General features: G+C 47.1%; 11 protein-coding genes and 1 pseudogene. 5 read left to right on the forward strand and 7 right to left on the reverse strand.

Features of this window, described 5'->3' with window-relative positions:
- The first annotated feature begins 17 nt into the window (after window positions 1-17).
- Together L5L91_RS05210 and L5L91_RS05215 are read left to right on the forward strand one after the other, a co-directional pair.
- Complete coding sequence (locus L5L91_RS05210) at window positions 18-1,127, forward strand: efflux RND transporter periplasmic adaptor subunit (protein WP_028761398.1); 1,110 nt, start codon at window positions 18-20, stop codon at window positions 1,125-1,127.
- Window positions 1,127-4,267 carry a multidrug efflux RND transporter permease subunit gene (locus tag L5L91_RS05215; RefSeq protein ID WP_263235820.1) on the forward strand — a complete coding sequence of 1,047 codons (3,141 nt, stop codon included), beginning with the start codon at window positions 1,127-1,129 and terminating at the stop codon, window positions 4,265-4,267. The genes L5L91_RS05210 and L5L91_RS05215 overlap by 1 nt, the downstream gene beginning before the upstream one ends.
- Before the next feature lie 79 nt (window positions 4,268-4,346).
- Here the strand turns inward: L5L91_RS05215 and L5L91_RS05220 are convergent, their stop codons facing one another.
- Complete coding sequence (locus L5L91_RS05220) at window positions 4,347-5,510, reverse strand: multidrug effflux MFS transporter (protein ID WP_168822883.1); 1,164 nt, start codon at window positions 5,508-5,510, stop codon at window positions 4,347-4,349.
- Window positions 5,511-5,655: 145 nt separating this feature from the next.
- Here L5L91_RS05220 and L5L91_RS05225 point away from each other — a divergent pair, with 145 nt between their 5' ends.
- Window positions 5,656-6,423: an AraC family transcriptional regulator gene (locus tag L5L91_RS05225; protein WP_131523569.1), complete on the forward strand. Its 768-nt coding sequence runs from the start codon at window positions 5,656-5,658 to the stop codon at window positions 6,421-6,423.
- A gap of 75 nt (window positions 6,424-6,498) precedes the next feature.
- On the opposite strand, the gene L5L91_RS05230 is transcribed toward L5L91_RS05225, so the two are convergent.
- Window positions 6,499-7,410, reverse strand: coding sequence for a DMT family transporter (locus L5L91_RS05230; protein WP_168822881.1), 912 nt, complete (start codon window positions 7,408-7,410; stop codon window positions 6,499-6,501).
- Between the two features lie 193 nt (window positions 7,411-7,603).
- On the opposite strand from L5L91_RS05230, the pseudogene L5L91_RS05235 reads away from it, so the two are divergent.
- Together L5L91_RS05235 and L5L91_RS05240 are read left to right on the forward strand one after the other, a co-directional pair.
- Window positions 7,604-8,479 (forward strand): annotated as a pseudogene (locus L5L91_RS05235) (helix-turn-helix transcriptional regulator).
- Between the two features lie 115 nt (window positions 8,480-8,594).
- The gene (locus tag L5L91_RS05240) at window positions 8,595-9,068 is read left to right on the forward strand and encodes an NYN domain-containing protein (protein ID WP_006082658.1); all 474 of its coding nucleotides are present in this window, start codon (window positions 8,595-8,597) and stop codon (window positions 9,066-9,068) included.
- 112 nt (window positions 9,069-9,180) lie between these two features.
- Here L5L91_RS05240 and L5L91_RS05245 read toward each other — a convergent pair whose 3' ends face one another.
- From L5L91_RS05245 to L5L91_RS05265, 5 genes are all read right to left on the reverse strand, one after another.
- Window positions 9,181-9,657, reverse strand: coding sequence for a group I truncated hemoglobin (locus L5L91_RS05245; RefSeq protein ID WP_263235822.1), 477 nt, complete (start codon window positions 9,655-9,657; stop codon window positions 9,181-9,183).
- Entirely contained in the window at window positions 9,654-10,535 is an 882-nt protein-coding gene (locus L5L91_RS05250) for a DUF3034 family protein (RefSeq protein WP_263235825.1), read from the reverse strand. Before L5L91_RS05250 ends, L5L91_RS05245 begins: the two co-directional genes overlap by 4 nt.
- Before the next feature lie 76 nt (window positions 10,536-10,611).
- Window positions 10,612-12,918 carry a GGDEF domain-containing phosphodiesterase gene (locus L5L91_RS05255; RefSeq protein ID WP_263235827.1) on the reverse strand — a complete coding sequence of 769 codons (2,307 nt, stop codon included), beginning with the start codon at window positions 12,916-12,918 and terminating at the stop codon, window positions 10,612-10,614.
- Window positions 12,908-13,585 (reverse strand): methylamine utilization protein, encoded by a 678-nt coding sequence (locus L5L91_RS05260; protein WP_263146951.1) that lies wholly within the window; start codon window positions 13,583-13,585, stop codon window positions 12,908-12,910. Before L5L91_RS05260 ends, L5L91_RS05255 begins: the two co-directional genes overlap by 11 nt.
- 443 nt (window positions 13,586-14,028) lie before the next feature.
- A complete protein-coding gene (locus tag L5L91_RS05265; protein WP_113939332.1) occupies window positions 14,029-17,187 on the reverse strand; it encodes an efflux RND transporter permease subunit in 3,159 nt (1,052 codons plus the stop codon).
- Window positions 17,188-17,191 lie beyond the last annotated feature (4 nt).

Below are 17,191 nucleotides of genomic sequence, written 5' to 3' on the forward strand. Positions count from 1 at the left end.
GCGAGATAATAATTACAATGAAAAAAACCATTATTGCCATTGCCCTGCTTGCGATTATCGCCACAGCGGTGAGTTTTAGTGATGTCCTTCAAGCGGCTAAACCCGAAAACGCGCCACATCTTATGCGTACCGTTCCTGTGGTCACGGGTGAAGTGATTGAATATCCATTAGCGCAATCTATCTCTCTTATCGGCAAACTCGCGGCTGAACGTGCAGTGATCATTGCACCGCAAGTCACAGGTAAGATTAAACAAGTCGCAGTGACCTCAAACCAAGCGGTGAAAAAAGGCCAGTTACTGATCGAACTCGATGATATGAAAGCCCAAGCCGCCGTCGCCGAGGCCAATGCTTTCCTCAATGATGAAAAACGTAAACTCAAAGAATTTGAAAAACTGATCAGCCGTAACGCCATTACCCAAACCGAGATTGACGCACAAAAAGCCAGTGTTGATATCGCCCAAGCACGCTTATCTTCCGCCCAAGCAGATTTACATTACCACTCGCTGATAGCGCCTTTTGCAGGTAATACTGGCCTGATTAATTTCAGCGAAGGCAAGATGGTCAGCATGGGCACTGAGTTGATGTCGCTAGATGATTTGTCCAGCATGCGCCTCGACTTACAAGTGCCTGAGCATTTCCTATCGCAACTGAGTATTGGTATGCAAGTATCAGCCACCAGTCGCGCTTGGCCGAATGAAATCTTTACTGGCAAAATGGTGGCTATCGATCCCCGCGTCAATGAGGAAACCTTAAACCTCAAAGTACGAGTGCTATTCGATAATCCGAAGAAACGCTTAAAACCAGGCATGATGATGTCGTCAACCATCACCTTCCCTGCGATTTCAGCACCTATGGTGCCAGTACAAGCTCTTGAATATTCAGGAACTAAACGTTACGTATACGTAGTTAGCGCCGACCACATTGCCCACCGCACAGAAGTGACACTCGGGGCACGTATCGATAACCAAGTCTTAATCGAAAGCGGTTTAAACATAGGTGACAAAGTCGTGGTACAGGGCTTAGTCAATATGCGCGATGGCCTGCAAATCAATGAAGTCACGCTCGATGATAAAGCTTCAGCCCGTGCGACAGAGCTTTCAGGTCCTAAAGCAACGGAGACGAAATAATGTGGTTATCCGATGTTTCGGTTAAACGCCCTGTCGTTGCCATCGTTTTAAGCTTACTGCTATGTGTATTCGGCATAGTGTCGTTCACTAAACTGTCGATACGAGAAATGCCCGACGTCGAAAGCCCTGTGGTCACCATCAGCACCAGTTACTCGGGTGCATCGGCGGCGATTATGGAAAGCCAGATCACTAAGACTTTAGAAGATGAGCTAACAGGGATCAGTGGTATTGACGAAATCACCTCGACCACACGTAACGGTAGCTCGCGTATCACAGTTAAATTCCTACTCGGTTGGAACTTAACCGAAGGAGTCAGCGATGTGCGTGATGCTGTGGCCCGCGCCCAACGCAGACTCCCAGAAGATGCAAAAGACCCCGTCGTCTCAAAAGACAATGGCTCCGGCGAACCCTCAGTCTATGTGAACTTAAGCTCGAGTGTGATGGACCGCACTCAATTAACGGACTACGCCCAGCGAGTACTCGAGGACAAATTCAGCTTAATCAGCGGCGTGAGTTCTATCAGCATTTCCGGCGGCTTGTATAAGGTCATGTACGTCAAGCTCAGACCCGAACAAATGGCAGGACGTAATGTTACCGCAACGGATATTATTAACGCCCTGCGTAAAGAGAACATAGAAACGCCCGGCGGCCAAGTGCGCAACGACACCACAGTGATGTCGGTGCGTACCAAACGCTTGTACTACACGCCGAAGGATTTTGACTATCTTGTGGTGCGTACCGCCAGCGATGGCACGGCTATCTACTTAAAAGATGTGGCGGATGTGGCTGTTGGGGCACAAAACGAAAACTCGACCTTCAAAAGCGACGGCATAGTTAACATCAGTTTAGGCATTATTGCCCAGTCCGATGCCAACCCTCTGCTCGTTGCCAAAGAAGTGCATAAAGAAGTTGATCGCGTACAAGACTTCCTGCCCGAAGGCACTAGCCTAGTGGTCGACTTCGACTCGACCGTATTTATCGACCGCTCGATTAACGAAGTGTATAGCACACTTTATGTCACGGGCGCCTTGGTCGTACTCGTGCTGTATATCTTCATTGGACAAGCGCGAGCAACGTTAATCCCAGCGGTGACGGTTCCAGTATCTTTGATCTCGGCATTTATCGCCGCCAACATGCTAGGTTATTCGATTAATCTACTGACATTGATGGCATTAATCCTCTCCATCGGTCTAGTGGTCGATGATGCGATTGTGGTGGTCGAGAACATTTTCCACCATATCGAAAAAGGCGAAGAGCCCTTACTCGCCGCCTACAAAGGTACTCGCGAAGTGGGCTTTGCCGTTATCGCCACTACGGCGGTGCTGGTGATGGTATTCCTCCCAATTTCATTTATGGAGGGCATGGTCGGGCTACTATTTACCGAGTTTTCCGTGATGCTGGCGGTGTCAGTGCTGTTCTCCTCCTTAGTGGCACTCACACTTACGCCTGTACTGAGCAGTAAATTACTCAAAGCCAACGTCAAACCGAATCGCTTTAATCGTTGGGTCGACAGCGGCTTTGCTCGCATGGAAAGCGTTTATCGTGTCGCCGTGACACGAGCGATTAAATTTCGTCTACTCGCACCGCTAGTCATCCTCGCTTGTATCGGCGGCAGTGCTTGGTTAATGCAACAAGTACCGACACAGCTCGCGCCGCAGGAAGACCGCGGCGTGTTGTTCGCCTTTATTAAAGGCGCCGAAGGCACCAGTTATAACCGTATGACAGCCAACATGGACATAGTCGAAGACAGGCTAATGCCCTTGCTAGGTAAAGGTGTGCTGCGATCCTTCAGCGTACAAGCTCCCGCCTTTGGTGGCCGTGCTGGCGATCAAACTGGCTTTGTCATCATGCAGCTAGAAGATTGGGAACACCGCGATGTGACAGCGCAGCAAGCCCTTGGAATTATTAGCAATGCCTTAAAGGATATTCCAGATGTAATGGTTCGCCCTATGATGCCAGGCTTTAGAGGGCAATCGAGCGAACCCGTGCAATTTGTACTTGGTGGTTCGGACTATGCCGAACTGTTTAAGTGGGCGCAGATATTGAAAGAAGAGGCTAACGCTAGCCCTATGATGGAAGGGGCTGACTTAGACTACGCAGAAACAACGCCAGAACTCATTGTTACTGTCGATAAAGAGCGCGCCGCAGAACTGGGGATCAGTGTCGACCAAGTATCGGAAACCTTAGAAGTCATGCTGGGTGGACGCACCGAAACGACCTTTGTTGATCGAGGTGAAGAATACGATGTGTATTTACGCGGTGATGAAAACAGTTTCAACAATGTCGGTGACCTGAGCCAAATCTACATGCGGTCAGCTAAGGGTGAATTAGTCACTCTCGATACTGTCACCCATATAGAAGAAATTGCCTCGGCACAAAGATTAAGCCACACCAATAAGCAAAAATCGATCACCCTCAAGGCTAACGTCAGTGAAGGTTACACCTTAGGTGAAGGCTTAAAGTTCCTTGACGCTAAAGCCATTGAATTATTACCTAAGGATATTTCGATTGGTTACACGGGCGAATCCAAAGATTTTAAAGAAAACCAAAGCAGTATCTTTATCGTATTTGGTTTAGCTTTACTGGTTGCCTACTTAGTATTAGCCGCACAGTTTGAGAGCTTTATCAACCCGTTAGTGGTGATGTTTACTGTGCCTATGGGCGTATTCGGTGGTTTCTTAGGACTACTGATCACCAGCCAAGGGATCAACATCTACAGCCAGATAGGCATGATCATGTTAATTGGTATGGTGACTAAAAACGGTATCCTTATCGTCGAATTTGCCAACCAATTGCGCGACCGCGGCTTTGAACTCGATAAAGCTATTATCGATGCGTCATCCCGTCGTTTACGGCCAATCCTAATGACAGCCTTCACCACCTTAGTGGGCGCTGTACCGCTAATTTTCTCGACGGGCGCAGGCTCAGAAAGCCGTATCGCTGTAGGTACTGTAGTGTTCTTCGGAATGGCGTTTGCGACCTTTGTGACCTTACTGGTGATCCCCGCCATGTATCGATTAATCTCGGCCACAACGCACTCTCCTGGTTATGTTGAAGCTAAGCTCGAAGCGGCGATTAAAGCACAAGAGTTAGCGGCACAAGAGGCGGCAAAACAGCAGGAACTCGCACCTAAAGCCTAGCTTTTCACGTCTACACAAAATGTAGAAATTACATAAAAAAAGCCAAGGTACTTACTATCTTGGCTTTTTTATTTGCGTCTTAAGCGTTTTTTGCTTTATTGGCTAAGCCTAAAAGTAAACCTAAGCCAACGCAAAGCAGTGCACTTAACGTAATCACAATACCTAAATGGTGGATGATTCCCGCGCCGCCTAAACCTAGCCCCAACAGAATATAATAAAATAGTCCGAAGAGTGCGCCAGCAGAGCCCGCATAGGTGCGGTAGTTTGCCAGAGCCGAGCTTAGTATGTTCGGAATTGCGATACCGTAAGCCATTACAATCAATAGCATAGGGGCTAAAAAGTAAACATTATCCAGCCCTATAATGGTCGATTGGATCAGCCAAATCCCCAATCCACCGACAAGTGCAATAGCACTGGCTAAGCGAACCTGTCGTGCGCTGGTGTGGCCTCGACCGAGCATTATTTTATTAACATAACTACCAAGGAAAGCACCAAAGCCTAACAGTAAGCCACTGGAACCGAAGGCGAGCGTCGATAACCCTTGCGCCTCAAACATAAATGGCGCCAGTGAAAAGTAGCTAAACCACATTAGGTTAAACGCCGCCACCAACAAGCTGCTCTTAATAATCTCGCTGTCGGTAAGCATCTTAATCGCTAACTCGCCTATCGCGATTTTCTGAGTATGTGTGGGTTTGGTTTCGGGTAAGGATTTTACCGACAAAAACAGCAGCACAATTGCAGAGACCATGAGTGCGGCAAACACACCTTGATATCCCCAATACGCACTGAAGATACTGCCCAATAGCAATCCGATGACAGGGCTTATCCCAAGTGACATTCCCATCACAGAAAAGACTTTGGCTAATTCTTCGCCGCTATAACTGTCACGCATCATAGTTTGGGTAATCACAGAACCCACTGCCGCACCAAAAGCCGACAATACGCGGGCCAGCAACAACAGGCTAAAATCGCTCACCATCAAGGCTAACGCTGAGCCAATGGCATAACACACTAATCCCGCGAGCATAGCTTTCCGGCGACCAATAATGTCGGCTAAGCGGCCCCAGCAAAATACGCCGATAGCAAAGGCAATAAAGTACACAGATAAGGTTTGCGATGCGCCAGCAATCGACACCGCAAAGTGTTCTGCAATATTAGGTAACGCTGGGCTATAGATGGTTTCCATAATTTGCGGAAACATCATTAGCAGCACAGCGAGCCCTAAAGGGGGTTTTATATTCATGATTTTTAGTCCATTTCAGCACTCCAACAAATGAGTTGGTTTACCGAAATGTCACTCCATACTTGTCAAAGATGGCGCAGTATAGATAAAATCCAAATGTGACAATTAACAACACTTAGACAAAAAACATCAAAAATAGGACAAGATGGCCTTTATTCAACCCGAACAACTATTTAATCCAGATCTGCTGGATAATCTGGTTATTGGCATTGCCGCCAATATGGGCGAACACGACTCGGGAATGCATCACCACAGGAAGGCACAACTGCTTTATGCTCCAGCAGGATGCATGACATTCACCCTAACCCAGACTCAGGTGGTATTACCGCCGACGCGAGCCGCTTGGCTGCCAGCAGGTGTCGAGCACAGCGTCAGAATGCATAATGTCGTCGCCTATCGCTCACTCTACTTTGAGCCAGAAACCGTCAGCTCATTGCCCGATAAGGTCACTATTTTCCATGTAAACCCACTACTCAAAGCCTTAATCGACACTATGTCGTTTTGGCCTTGGGACAAACCAAGAAGCAGTCAACACAATGCTTTTTCGCTGCTCTGCGAAGAATTGGGCAATGCCATGGAAGAAAATCTGGCTTTACCCCTCCCACAGGATAAACGTTTAACAACCTGGCTTGCGCAACTACTGCAACATCAGAAACCGCCAGCCAATCTTAAGGATATGGCAGTAGAAATCGGAGCCAGTGAACGCACAATTAGCCGCATTTTTAGCGCACAAACGGGCATGGCTTATCAAGCCTGGCGCCAGCAATGGCGCTTACTTGCGGCCATAGAACAATTAGCAACGGGAACCTCGGTGGCGCAGGTGGGCTTTAATTTACAATTTTCCAGCGACAGTGCCTTTATCAGCTTTTTTAAGCAATATACCGGCACTACTCCAGCACAATATTTCAAATAAGTACTGGCTCGACTGACTTACAATCGTCGAATCGAGCCTTGCCTCATATGCACTTTCATGACGCTAGCTGCGACGTTAGGCTTTCAAAGCTGGCGTGGCAGAAGACTTAAACCAAGCAAGCGGTTTTTGACGGCGCGTTAACATGTTTCCGAGCGCGACCAGCAAAAGTCCCGCGCTTGAATACCAAGTCCACTGATAATCCTCAAACACGCTCGATACGCTCAGTGCCACCACAGGGGTAATCACCAACAGATACGCAGCGGCATTAGCGCCAATTCGCTCAACCAAGATCAAATAAGCGGTAAAGCCAACCACAGAGGCGATAACGGCTAAGTAGAACAAGCTGCCAAGATAGCTGGTTGTCAGCGGTAAACTAAAACTTAAATCTTTAAACCAAATGATGAGCAATAACGCCGCACTGCCATAGCACATGGCATACGCTGTTGAAGTAAAGGGCGACACATTATCGCGCGAGTTGCGCATACTGATCATGTTACCAATCGAGAAAAACCACGTACCTAGCAGCGAAAACAATAAGCCCCACACTAAATTTTGTGACCACTGAGTCGCGAGCAAATCGGCACCAAAGAGTAAGCTAATGCCCCCCAGACCGACACCGACGCCTAACCAAAAATTACGACTGGTGGGCGTACCGTAAAAAATGCGGCCATGTATCGCATTAAAAATAGGGGCAGTGGCCATAATCACCGCCGTTAAACCGCTGGCGATATAATGGGTTGCGGTATAAAACGCGATAAAGTTCAAACAAAATAGACACACGCCTTGTAGCGCAAACCAAGGATGCTGCCTAAGCTTTACCGCTTGCAGCTTGTTAAAGGCAAAGCCAATGGTGAACATCAAGAGACTCGCAATCGCAAACCGATAGAAAATCGAGACTTCCGTCGCCACCTCACCGTGCTGCCACTTAATGGCAATCCACGAAAAACCCCACACAAAAATCATCAGCAAATACATCACAGCAGCCATAATGAGTCTCCTACACCTTCATAAAATGCTTAATGAGGCAAACTATACAGCGATGGCTTTCGTCCTTATGTCACCATCTTGTTGGCCATAACACGATATTGCGGTTTTAATCGCGAGCGGACGTTGAGCCACGCCCATAAGTGCGATAATTTGGAAAGACAAAATGCTTAGCCAGTGAGATCACTAGGAACCCATGGAGCCCAAATACATCAGTTTTGATAAATCCGCCAAAACCTGTATTCGTAAACAAGCGATTACGGAGGATTTATCTTGGGCTCTGTAGTGGCACACTAATTATCAAAATGCGGGCGAGCGTCTGTATTACCAAAACGATGCACAACATACGCTGAGCATGTATCTGGATGGCGGCTACGAAACCCACAGAACCGATATCAAGGCCGACTATGGCGCGCCCAGTAAGTTTTGCCTTATGCCCCAAGGCTGCCAAAGCCATTGGCAACTGGGACAACCGCAGCAGTTTATGCATTTGTATTTTAGCGATGAACATCTTAAAAAATTGGCGGTGCGAGTCTTTGATAAAGATCCACGCCAAGTGCGTTTACCTGAGTTGACCTTTGTCGATAATCCGAGATTGGAGGCGCTGTTTCGGCACCAAGTTGCGGGGCTCGATTGGCAGACGAGGGATCACCATCTAATGATGGAACAAGTAACCGACACTGTGCTAGTGACTTTGCTGCAAAGCTCAGGCTTTAATTTGTCGGTGGGGCCAATTAAGGGCGGACTCGCACCTAAAGTGGCTAAAGCAATTAAAGAGTTTATTCATTGCCATTCCCATCGGCAGATTTACTTGTCTGAGTTGGCCGAGCTTGCCCAACTGAGCGAGTACCATTTTTGTCGCATGTTTAAATGCCAATTTGCGATGACGCCGCAGGAGTATTTGCTGCAAGTGCGCATTGAAAAGGTCAAACAAAGCTTGAGTCATTCAACGCAATCATTGACCGAGATCGCCCTCAATAATGGCTTTGCCAATCAAAGTCATATGGGGCGTTACTTTAAAAAACTCAGCGGCATGTCACCGGGCGAATATCAAAAATACCATAGAAGCTAACATACGCTGTGGGTTCACAATCTCGACGGCTGAACCCAACACTCTAACATCCTTGAAAACCCTATTGCTTCGATATGCTATAGTGCCCTTACTCCCCTAGCCGCTGGAAAACGCCTTGAAAAAAATCGCTTTATTTGTCGATGTACAAAACATCTATTACACCTGCCGCGAAGCCTATGGTCGCCAATTTAATTATCGTAAACTGTGGCAACACTTAGGTTATGAGGGTGACATAGCCTTGGCCGTGGCTTATGCCATCCATAAGGGCGACGATGGGCAATTGAAATTTCAAGACGCACTAAAGCACATAGGTTTTGAGGTGAAGTTAAAACCGTTTATTCAGCGTAGCGATGGCTCAGCCAAAGGCGATTGGGACGTGGGGATCACCATAGATATTATGGAAGCGGCGAGTGAAGTGGATACAGTGATCTTATTGTCTGGTGATGGCGATTTCGATTTATTGCTGCAAAAAATCCATCAAAAATATGGCGTTGAAACCCAAGTCTATGGCGTCCCTACCCTGACGGCTAAATCCTTAAGGGATGCAGCCTCTCAATTTCATCCCATAGATGAGGCGTTATTGCTCTAGTCACAAGACAGAATGCGCCTATCCATCACGCTAACCGTATCTGACTCATTCACTCTTTCGCCCCACAATGTCGAGACGCTATATTGAGCTTCTACTTTAAAGATGAAGCAAGTCACTGATAGGTAATATCCGTATACATAGGGGCGAGACGTTTTAGAAAGGCATTACGGGTAGATAGCGGAATATGTTGCTCTTTCATCGATTCAATCAAATGGCCGACTAAGGCATCGAAATCCGCTTGAGTAATATTCAATCCTCTATGACTGTGCTGCATACTTTCGCCGTGATACACGCAGCCGCCATCGGCAACCAGACAGAAATGTTCAATGGCACGCTCACGAAATAACGCAATATCTGTCTCTTGAAAGTGATGCACTATGCGTGGATCTGTGGCAATACGTGCCAGCAAACCATCGACTATCGCCGATACGCCTGCGTTACCACCTAAATCTTGGTATAAGGTTTGCTGGCTTGCGGTTTGGCGACTCAAGTGATTTTGTGATGCTGAGGTTTCGGTCGTTTGCACCGCACAGCCAGTGAAAAAAAATACTGCGACGAAAGGTAATAACTTCACCCGTAAACGCCTCATAACGCCCCCTCCACCGACAGGTACCAACCCCGTTGCTCTTCAAACCCTGCAATGCTGCCCAAATTCGCATAGGCCGTCACCACGGAAAGATGCTTATTGATAAACCACGCTAAAAACACATCTTGCCAATCATCCTCACGGGCAAAAGCTAACTCATCGGGTTTCTGGCGATATTCGATACCCAGTGCCACATTATCCGTCAGCAATACCGCGGCAGAGGCTTCGAACACAAACTGGTAATCATGATTGGCTTGGGTACCAAAACCCAATAAACCCGTTTGATTCGCCTTGGTCGCGCGCACGGTCCCATTGAGTAATACATTTCGTCCCGCTACCGCATCAAAAAATACTTTGCTGGCAGCAACATACAAATCTAAACCCCAATCATCCCGCGCCCCAACCGCCTGAGGAATCGCAAAGTCATCGACTCTTTTATACTGGGCACCTAAGGTAATTTGCGGCATACCCGTATAAAGTAGCTCTCCGGCAAGCTTGTATTTTACGCCGAAGATATCTTGGCCTAACTCGCCGCCCATAGTATCTAAATCAAAGGTTTGCCGCGCAACGCTCAGCTCGAATCGATTATCAAAACTCAAAGAAGCGCCGATCACTTTCAGCGTAAAATCATCGACATAGACACCGGTCGCCATCGTCGTTGCCGACCATTCACCGCTACTGCCATAACCGTTGATCACGGCCCATGGCACTATGCCACCGCCAGCACTGCCTTCAATCATCGTCCCGCCGCCAGTCGCGACCACACGGCTACCTTCAGCAAACGTAGGAACAGTGCCCAATAGTAAAAATAGGCAAGACAAAGCCTTAACATAAGTCCAAGTTAATGAATTCAACTTCAATGCATTTATGGAAATGTTCACTTGATGCTCCGCTCTAATTCTGTCGACGATGAATCGTTAGTCTAGCGTCTTTGCATATTGACTTGAGTAAACGCGCTTATGTATCAGAGGTATTTGGATGGTTAAACGCCTCGAACCACAGATCAAATTCAGCCGCTTTTAAGGGTTTCGAAAACACGTAACCTTGAATGATATCGCAATCAAGATTGCGCAATATCTCAACACCTTCTTGTTCTTCAACGCCTTCGGCTACTACGGTAAAACCTAAGCCATGGATCAATTTAATACTCGTATCGACTATCATCACATCTTGGCTATCCGTGAGCATGTCTTTGATAAAGCTGCGATCAATTTTCACTTCATTAACGGGTAAAATTTTCAAATAGGCTAATGATGAATGACCTGTACCAAAATCATCAATGGCAACAGACACGCCCATGTCACGGAATCGCTGTAATACACTCACCACTGTCTGTGCATCTTTCATCACGGCGCCTTCAGTGACTTCGATACAGAGTGCACCGCTTGGCAGATTATTATCTTTCAGTAAAATGGCGATTTGATTTGGTAAGCGAGTATCGACTAAATCATGGGCCGACAGGTTAATAGCCAGTTTCAGCGCCATACCCCGCTGCTGCCATGCGACTAATTGTTTAATAGCCTGCTTCAATACCCACTGGCTAACAATATCAATGTTGCCAGAGTTTTCAGCCAGTTGAATAAATTCATCGGGCGGAACAAACCCAAGCGTAGGATGTTGCCAGCGGATCAATGCCTCGGCGCCAGTGCACTGGTTTAGGCGTAAATCCACTTTAGGTTGGAACACTAAATACAGTTGGTTTTGCGCTAAACCTATAGGTAAATCACGGATAATCGTCAGCTCACGCTGATACTTTTCATCGGCGCCTTGACGATAACTGACGATGCGTTGCTCTTCGAGACAGGCTTGATTGAGGGCAATTTCGGCGCGGCGCACTAACACATCGATATCAGCACCATTACCATCGATTTCAAGTAATCCCGCCCGCACGGTAAGAGAAATGTTTGAGCCTTGGATTGGAAAGGGAGACTCCAGCATATCCAATGATTTCAACAAGTGCTCGGGGCGAATGCCTTGACTATACAGAAGTAAAAATGAGTCACCGTCTAAACGCGCCAGTAAATCCGGTGTCGGTGCTAATTGCTCTAGGCGGCGAGCAAAAAGCAGTAATAAAGTATCGGCGTTGGCAAAACCAATAATATCGTTGATATGGCGGAAATGTTTAATATCTAACAACACCATAGCACCGGATAACTTATCGTTAAGATCCGCCAAATGCTGTTTTGCCGCAAAACGATTGAGTAATCCCGTCAAACTGTCGTGGCGGGATTGATAGACTAAATCCTTTTCCCGCGCTTCAATATCATCGCGCATTAAGGACAAACTTTTGGCCAACACCCGCAGTTCTGCTGGCGCACCTTGAATATTGGCAGGCTGCTTACCTTGACCGATTTTGCGGGCATAATTCACAAGTTGATGCACGGGTTCAGTCAAACTGCCCGACAACCAAATCGCAATCGCAATCGCCAGTGCTAAGGTCAAAGCAAAAATCAGCAGCATATTATTGCGTAGTTGCTGATAACTTTGCTGCCACTTAAGGTTTGATTGATGTAGTAGCGCTAATTGGCTGCCGTTGTGATCATAAAGTTTGATGCCCATAGACAGATGATCTACGGGAATACTTTCACTAGGCATTTTCAGCAAGCTAGGCAATAAGCTCGCCTGCTCAATTACGCTTAACTTTTCATTATCTGATAAGGTTGAAGCGATTTCAGTGCGGCCCGTTGCCTGATTGACAAAACTCACATCGATGCCCGTAATAGCTTTAGCTTGTTGGGCGACCTTCTCATCCAATAAAAAACCCATGCCAACCCAAGCAATTAAGGTCGGCGCCTTCACCGGCTGCAGCACAAACTGATAGCTAGCATGATCAAAATTAAGGATAGCTAACGCATTATGATTGCTGGTGGTCATATTAAATAAGGATTGAATATCATCCTGAGTGAGTCCGGGCAAACTCGAGGTCAAGAGCTCCCCTTTAGGTGATAGCAATACAGCGGCGTCGGCACCAATACGAGATCCATGATTAGATAACACTGACTCAATGGTTTCTTGCTCACCAGTAGCAATCGCGCGCTTAAAACCAAAATCGGCACTGAGTACGGACAAACTTTGACTGAGCTGAATACCGCGATTCGATAACACTTCGAGAAACACATTCGCGCCAATATCGAGGCTTTTCTGTTGCTGTAAAAAGTTATCTTTTTCGGTCGCTGTCAACACAGAAAATGCTGTGGCAAATTGCACTAACGTCAGCACAATAAAGAAAACTAAAATCAGCCGAGCGCGAAAACTATTTAGCATGTAATGGCTTACCTTCAGAATCGTAGTGACCAAATCCCGACGGCGGAGCCGACGGTTTAGCTTGACGCTCAATGTCTAAGGACAGACTAAGTTGATTAGGACCATTAACTATCAGTAAATCCGTTGGCTCTGATGCCGCCTTCTGCCATGGATGCCAGCGCTTAACTTTATATTGACCGGCGGTAAGTCCCTTAAACTGGATCTCACCTTTTTCGTCCGTCACAGCGACAATAGGGCTATCTGCCACATAGATAAATGCCTGCATATAATCGTGAATATTACAGCCAAGCGCGACCAAACCGGGTTTATCAAACTGAATCGGCGCTTCGGCCTGACCCACATACAATTTAAGTTCGAAAGGTTTAGCTTCTGAAAAAGAATATACATGGTGGCGAGTACGATCTAAGTTGGGAAAATCAACCTTTGCACCTTTAGGCACCGCCAGCACAAAGGGAATAAAGGTTCGATTTTTTTGCGACATTTCATAATGCTCGACAGGTATTGCATTATCAGGCATCACTGCAGGGATCAGCTCCACGACAGTATCGGCAATGGCCTGTTGTTGCAGATCTACTACATTAATATTGAGTTCAGCAGCCATGACTTGAGGCGTGAAATAGATCAAAACGCAAAGTACTAACGCATATAAAACGCGATATAGAATCATCCGTTACCTCGGGCATAGTGATGCAAGGCCAACAAGTACCTTAGCTGAGTTCTGCGTAAAAAAACGATCTAGATTCATCTAGCATTGTACATTACTAATGTATTGAATAATCATCAAATTATATAGAAAAGTCGTAAAACAGTAACCATTCTAATCATTCTGTGATAATGACGCGCTCAAGTGGCAATAAGTTATAAGCTAACAGAATGGTCTGGTAATAGTTATTCATTGTTTCTTATTGATGATCCAGAAAATACCAACGATATTCCTCATTTCTGGTTTTAGTTTTAACCTGGCGAGGAATACCATCACTAAGTATCAATTGACCTAATGTTAATTAACCCCAGCTAAAGATAGTCAAATCTAATCGCTCTCGCCGTGAATAAACAAAAAAGGCCTACTCAATGTAGACCTTTCATGTGTTTTTCAAATAGAAAACAAGCTTAACCGACTGTTATCTCTTTATGCTCATCGGCTTTTTTACCGCCTCTCTTTGCTAAGGCATAGTAAAACAGCGGCGTTAGGATAAGACCAAATACAGTCACCCCTATCATACCGGCGAATACTGCCACGCCCATGGCTTGGCGCATCTCGGCGCCCGCGCCAGTGGAGAACACCATAGGCACCACTCCCATGATAAAGGCGATAGATGTCATCAAGATAGGACGTAAACGTAATCTTGCTGCCTCTAATATCGCCTCCATAGGTGCCATACCATGGTCTTGTTTCTCCTTTGCAAACTCGACAATCAAGATAGCGTTCTTAGTCGCCAGCCCCACCAGCACTATCAGGCCAATTTGGGTGAAGATATTATTATCCCCGCCATAAATCAGCACACCACTGAGGGCTGAAAGTAAGGTCATTGGGATGATTAAGATAATCGCCAATGGCAAGCTTAAGCTCTCGTACTGGGCGGCTAGCACCATAAACACTAAGATGATCACCAGCGGGAAAACCAAAAGACCCGTATTGCCCGCGAGAATTTGCTGATAGGTCAGCTCGGTCCACTCATAAGTCATACCATTAGGTAAGGTTTCAGCCAAAATTTTCTCAATCGCCGCCTGCGCTTGGCCAGTGCTCACTCCTAGCGCTGGACCACCGTTGATTTCAGCGGTCGTGAAACCGTTATAGTGCATCACTCTGTCTGGGCCTGAACTTTGGCTGACGTTGATGAACGAACCTAGCGGGATCATGTCACCATTCAGATTCGGCACCTTTAGCTGACTTATCTGCTGCGGACTTTGACGGAACGCCTCGTCGGCTTGCATATTCACCTGATAGGTTCGACCGAAACGATTGAAGTCGTTGACATAGGTCGAGCCCATATAGGTTTGTAATGTCTGGAAAATTTGATCGAGCGACACTGCTTGCTGTTTCGCTTTAGTCCGATCGATATCCAGTTCAAGTTGTGGCACGTTCACTTGATAGCTAGAGAAAACGCCAGCTAACTGAGGATCGGCCCACGCCTTGTACATCACTTGTTGGGTCACCTGATACAAGGCCTCATAACCAAGGTTGGCTCTGTCTTGAATTTGCAGACGGAACCCTCCTATAGTGCCGAGGCCTTGCACAGGTGGCGGCGGGAAGATGGCAATAAACGCGTCTTGAATAGCAGCAAATTGCTGATTCAATTGTCCTGCAATGGCATTCGCCGACAGTTCAGGACTGGTACGCGAGTCAAAATCATCGAGCGCGACAAACACCACGCCAGAGTTAGGACTATTGGTAAAACCGTTGATGCTAAGGCCAGGGAAGGCAATCGAGTGCGCGACTCCGGGGTGATTTAGCGCAATCTCAGACATCTTCTTAATCACACTATCCGTACGTTCAAGGGATGCCGCATCGGGCAACTGAGCAAAGGCCACTAAATACTGTTTATCTTGGCCGGGCACATAACCCGTTGGTGTATTGGCAAATTGCACACCCGTTAACGCCACCATGCCTAAATACACTAGACCAATAATGCCGCCAAAACGGATCACCTTACGCACTAACCAGCCATAACCATCGGATGCACGGTTAAATAAGCGATTAAAAGGCACAAATAACCAAGCACCAAACAACTTATCCATTAGACGCGTTAAGCCGTCCTTAGGTGCATCATGGCTCTTGAGTAACAGCGCCGATAATGCCGGACTCAAAGTGAGTGAGTTAATCGCCGAGATAAAGGTCGAGATAGTAATAGTCAAGGCAAACTGTTTATAGAACTGCCCGGTTAAACCGCTCATAAAGGCCGTTGGAATAAACACCGCCGCCAGCACTAAGGTGGTTGCCACAATCGGGCCAGTCACTTCCTTCATCGCCTTTTGCGTTGCCTCTACTGGGCTTAATCCTGCGGCAATATTACGCTCGACGTTTTCGACCACGACGATGGCATCGTCAACCACAATCCCGATGGCGAGCACCAGCCCAAATAGCGACAAGGCATTTAACGAGAAACCAAGCAGATGCATAAAGGCAAAGGTACCGACCAAAGACACAGGCACGGCCACCAGCGGAATAATCGATGCGCGCCAAGTTTGCAGGAATAGCACCACCACTAACACCACCAGCAACACGGCTTCGAGCAGGGTTTTTACCACAGCTTCAATCGAGCCACGCACGAACACTGTTGGGTCGTAAACGATTTCGTATTCGAGTCCTTCAGGGAATCCTTTAGACAGCTCTGCCATTTTGGCGCGTACATCGTCGGAAATCTGAATCGCATTAGAGCCCGATGCTTGGAATACAGGAATAGCGACCGCATCCTTATTATCGAGTAAAGAGCGCAGCGCATAACTCGTTGCCCCGAGTTCGACCCGCGCGACATCTTTAAGGCGGATCACCTCAGCATTCTGACCAACTTTGATAATGATATCTTCAAATTCAGACAGTTCAGTTAAACGACCTTTAACGTTAATCAAAAGTTGAAAGTCAGCACTGCCACTGGGCTGCGCGCCTAAACTGCCCGCTGCTGCCTGTTGGTTTTGCTCACGCACGGCGGCAATAATGTCTGCGGGCGATAAACCCAGCGCCGAGACTTTATTCGGGTCAAGCCAAATTCTCAGACTGTATTCGCCGGCGCCAAACAAACGTACCGCGCCGACACCATTAATTCGTGCTAACTCGTCTTTGACGTTTAGCGCCGCATAGTTAGACAGATACAACATGTCGTAACGGTTATCCGGCGATAACAAATGCACCACCATGGTCAAGTCTGGCGATGATTTTTCAGTAACAATACCAAGACGTTGTACTTCCTGCGGCAGACGGGGCATAGCGCGATCGACTCGGCTCTGCACTTGGGTTTGTGCCTTATCCACATCCGTGCCAATCGCAAAGGTGATGGTCAAGGTCATACGTCCATCGGACGTCGCCTGCGATGACATGTACAACATGTCTTCGACGCCGTTAATTTCCTGCTCCAACGGTGAAGCCACAGTTTCGGCAATCACTTTAGGATTTGCGCCAGGATAATTAGCAGTGACCACTACCGTTGGTGGCACTACCTCTGGATATTCGGTAATAGGCAACTGCCAAACGGCAATCGCCCCCGTGATAAGAAACAGCAATGACAGTACGGCTGCAAATATCGGTCTTTTAATGAAAAATTGCGACAACATAGTG

Origin of the sequence: Shewanella sp. SM55 (assembly GCF_025654025.1) — a bacterium.
Classification (GTDB): Bacteria; Pseudomonadota; Gammaproteobacteria; order Enterobacterales; family Shewanellaceae; genus Shewanella; species Shewanella oncorhynchi.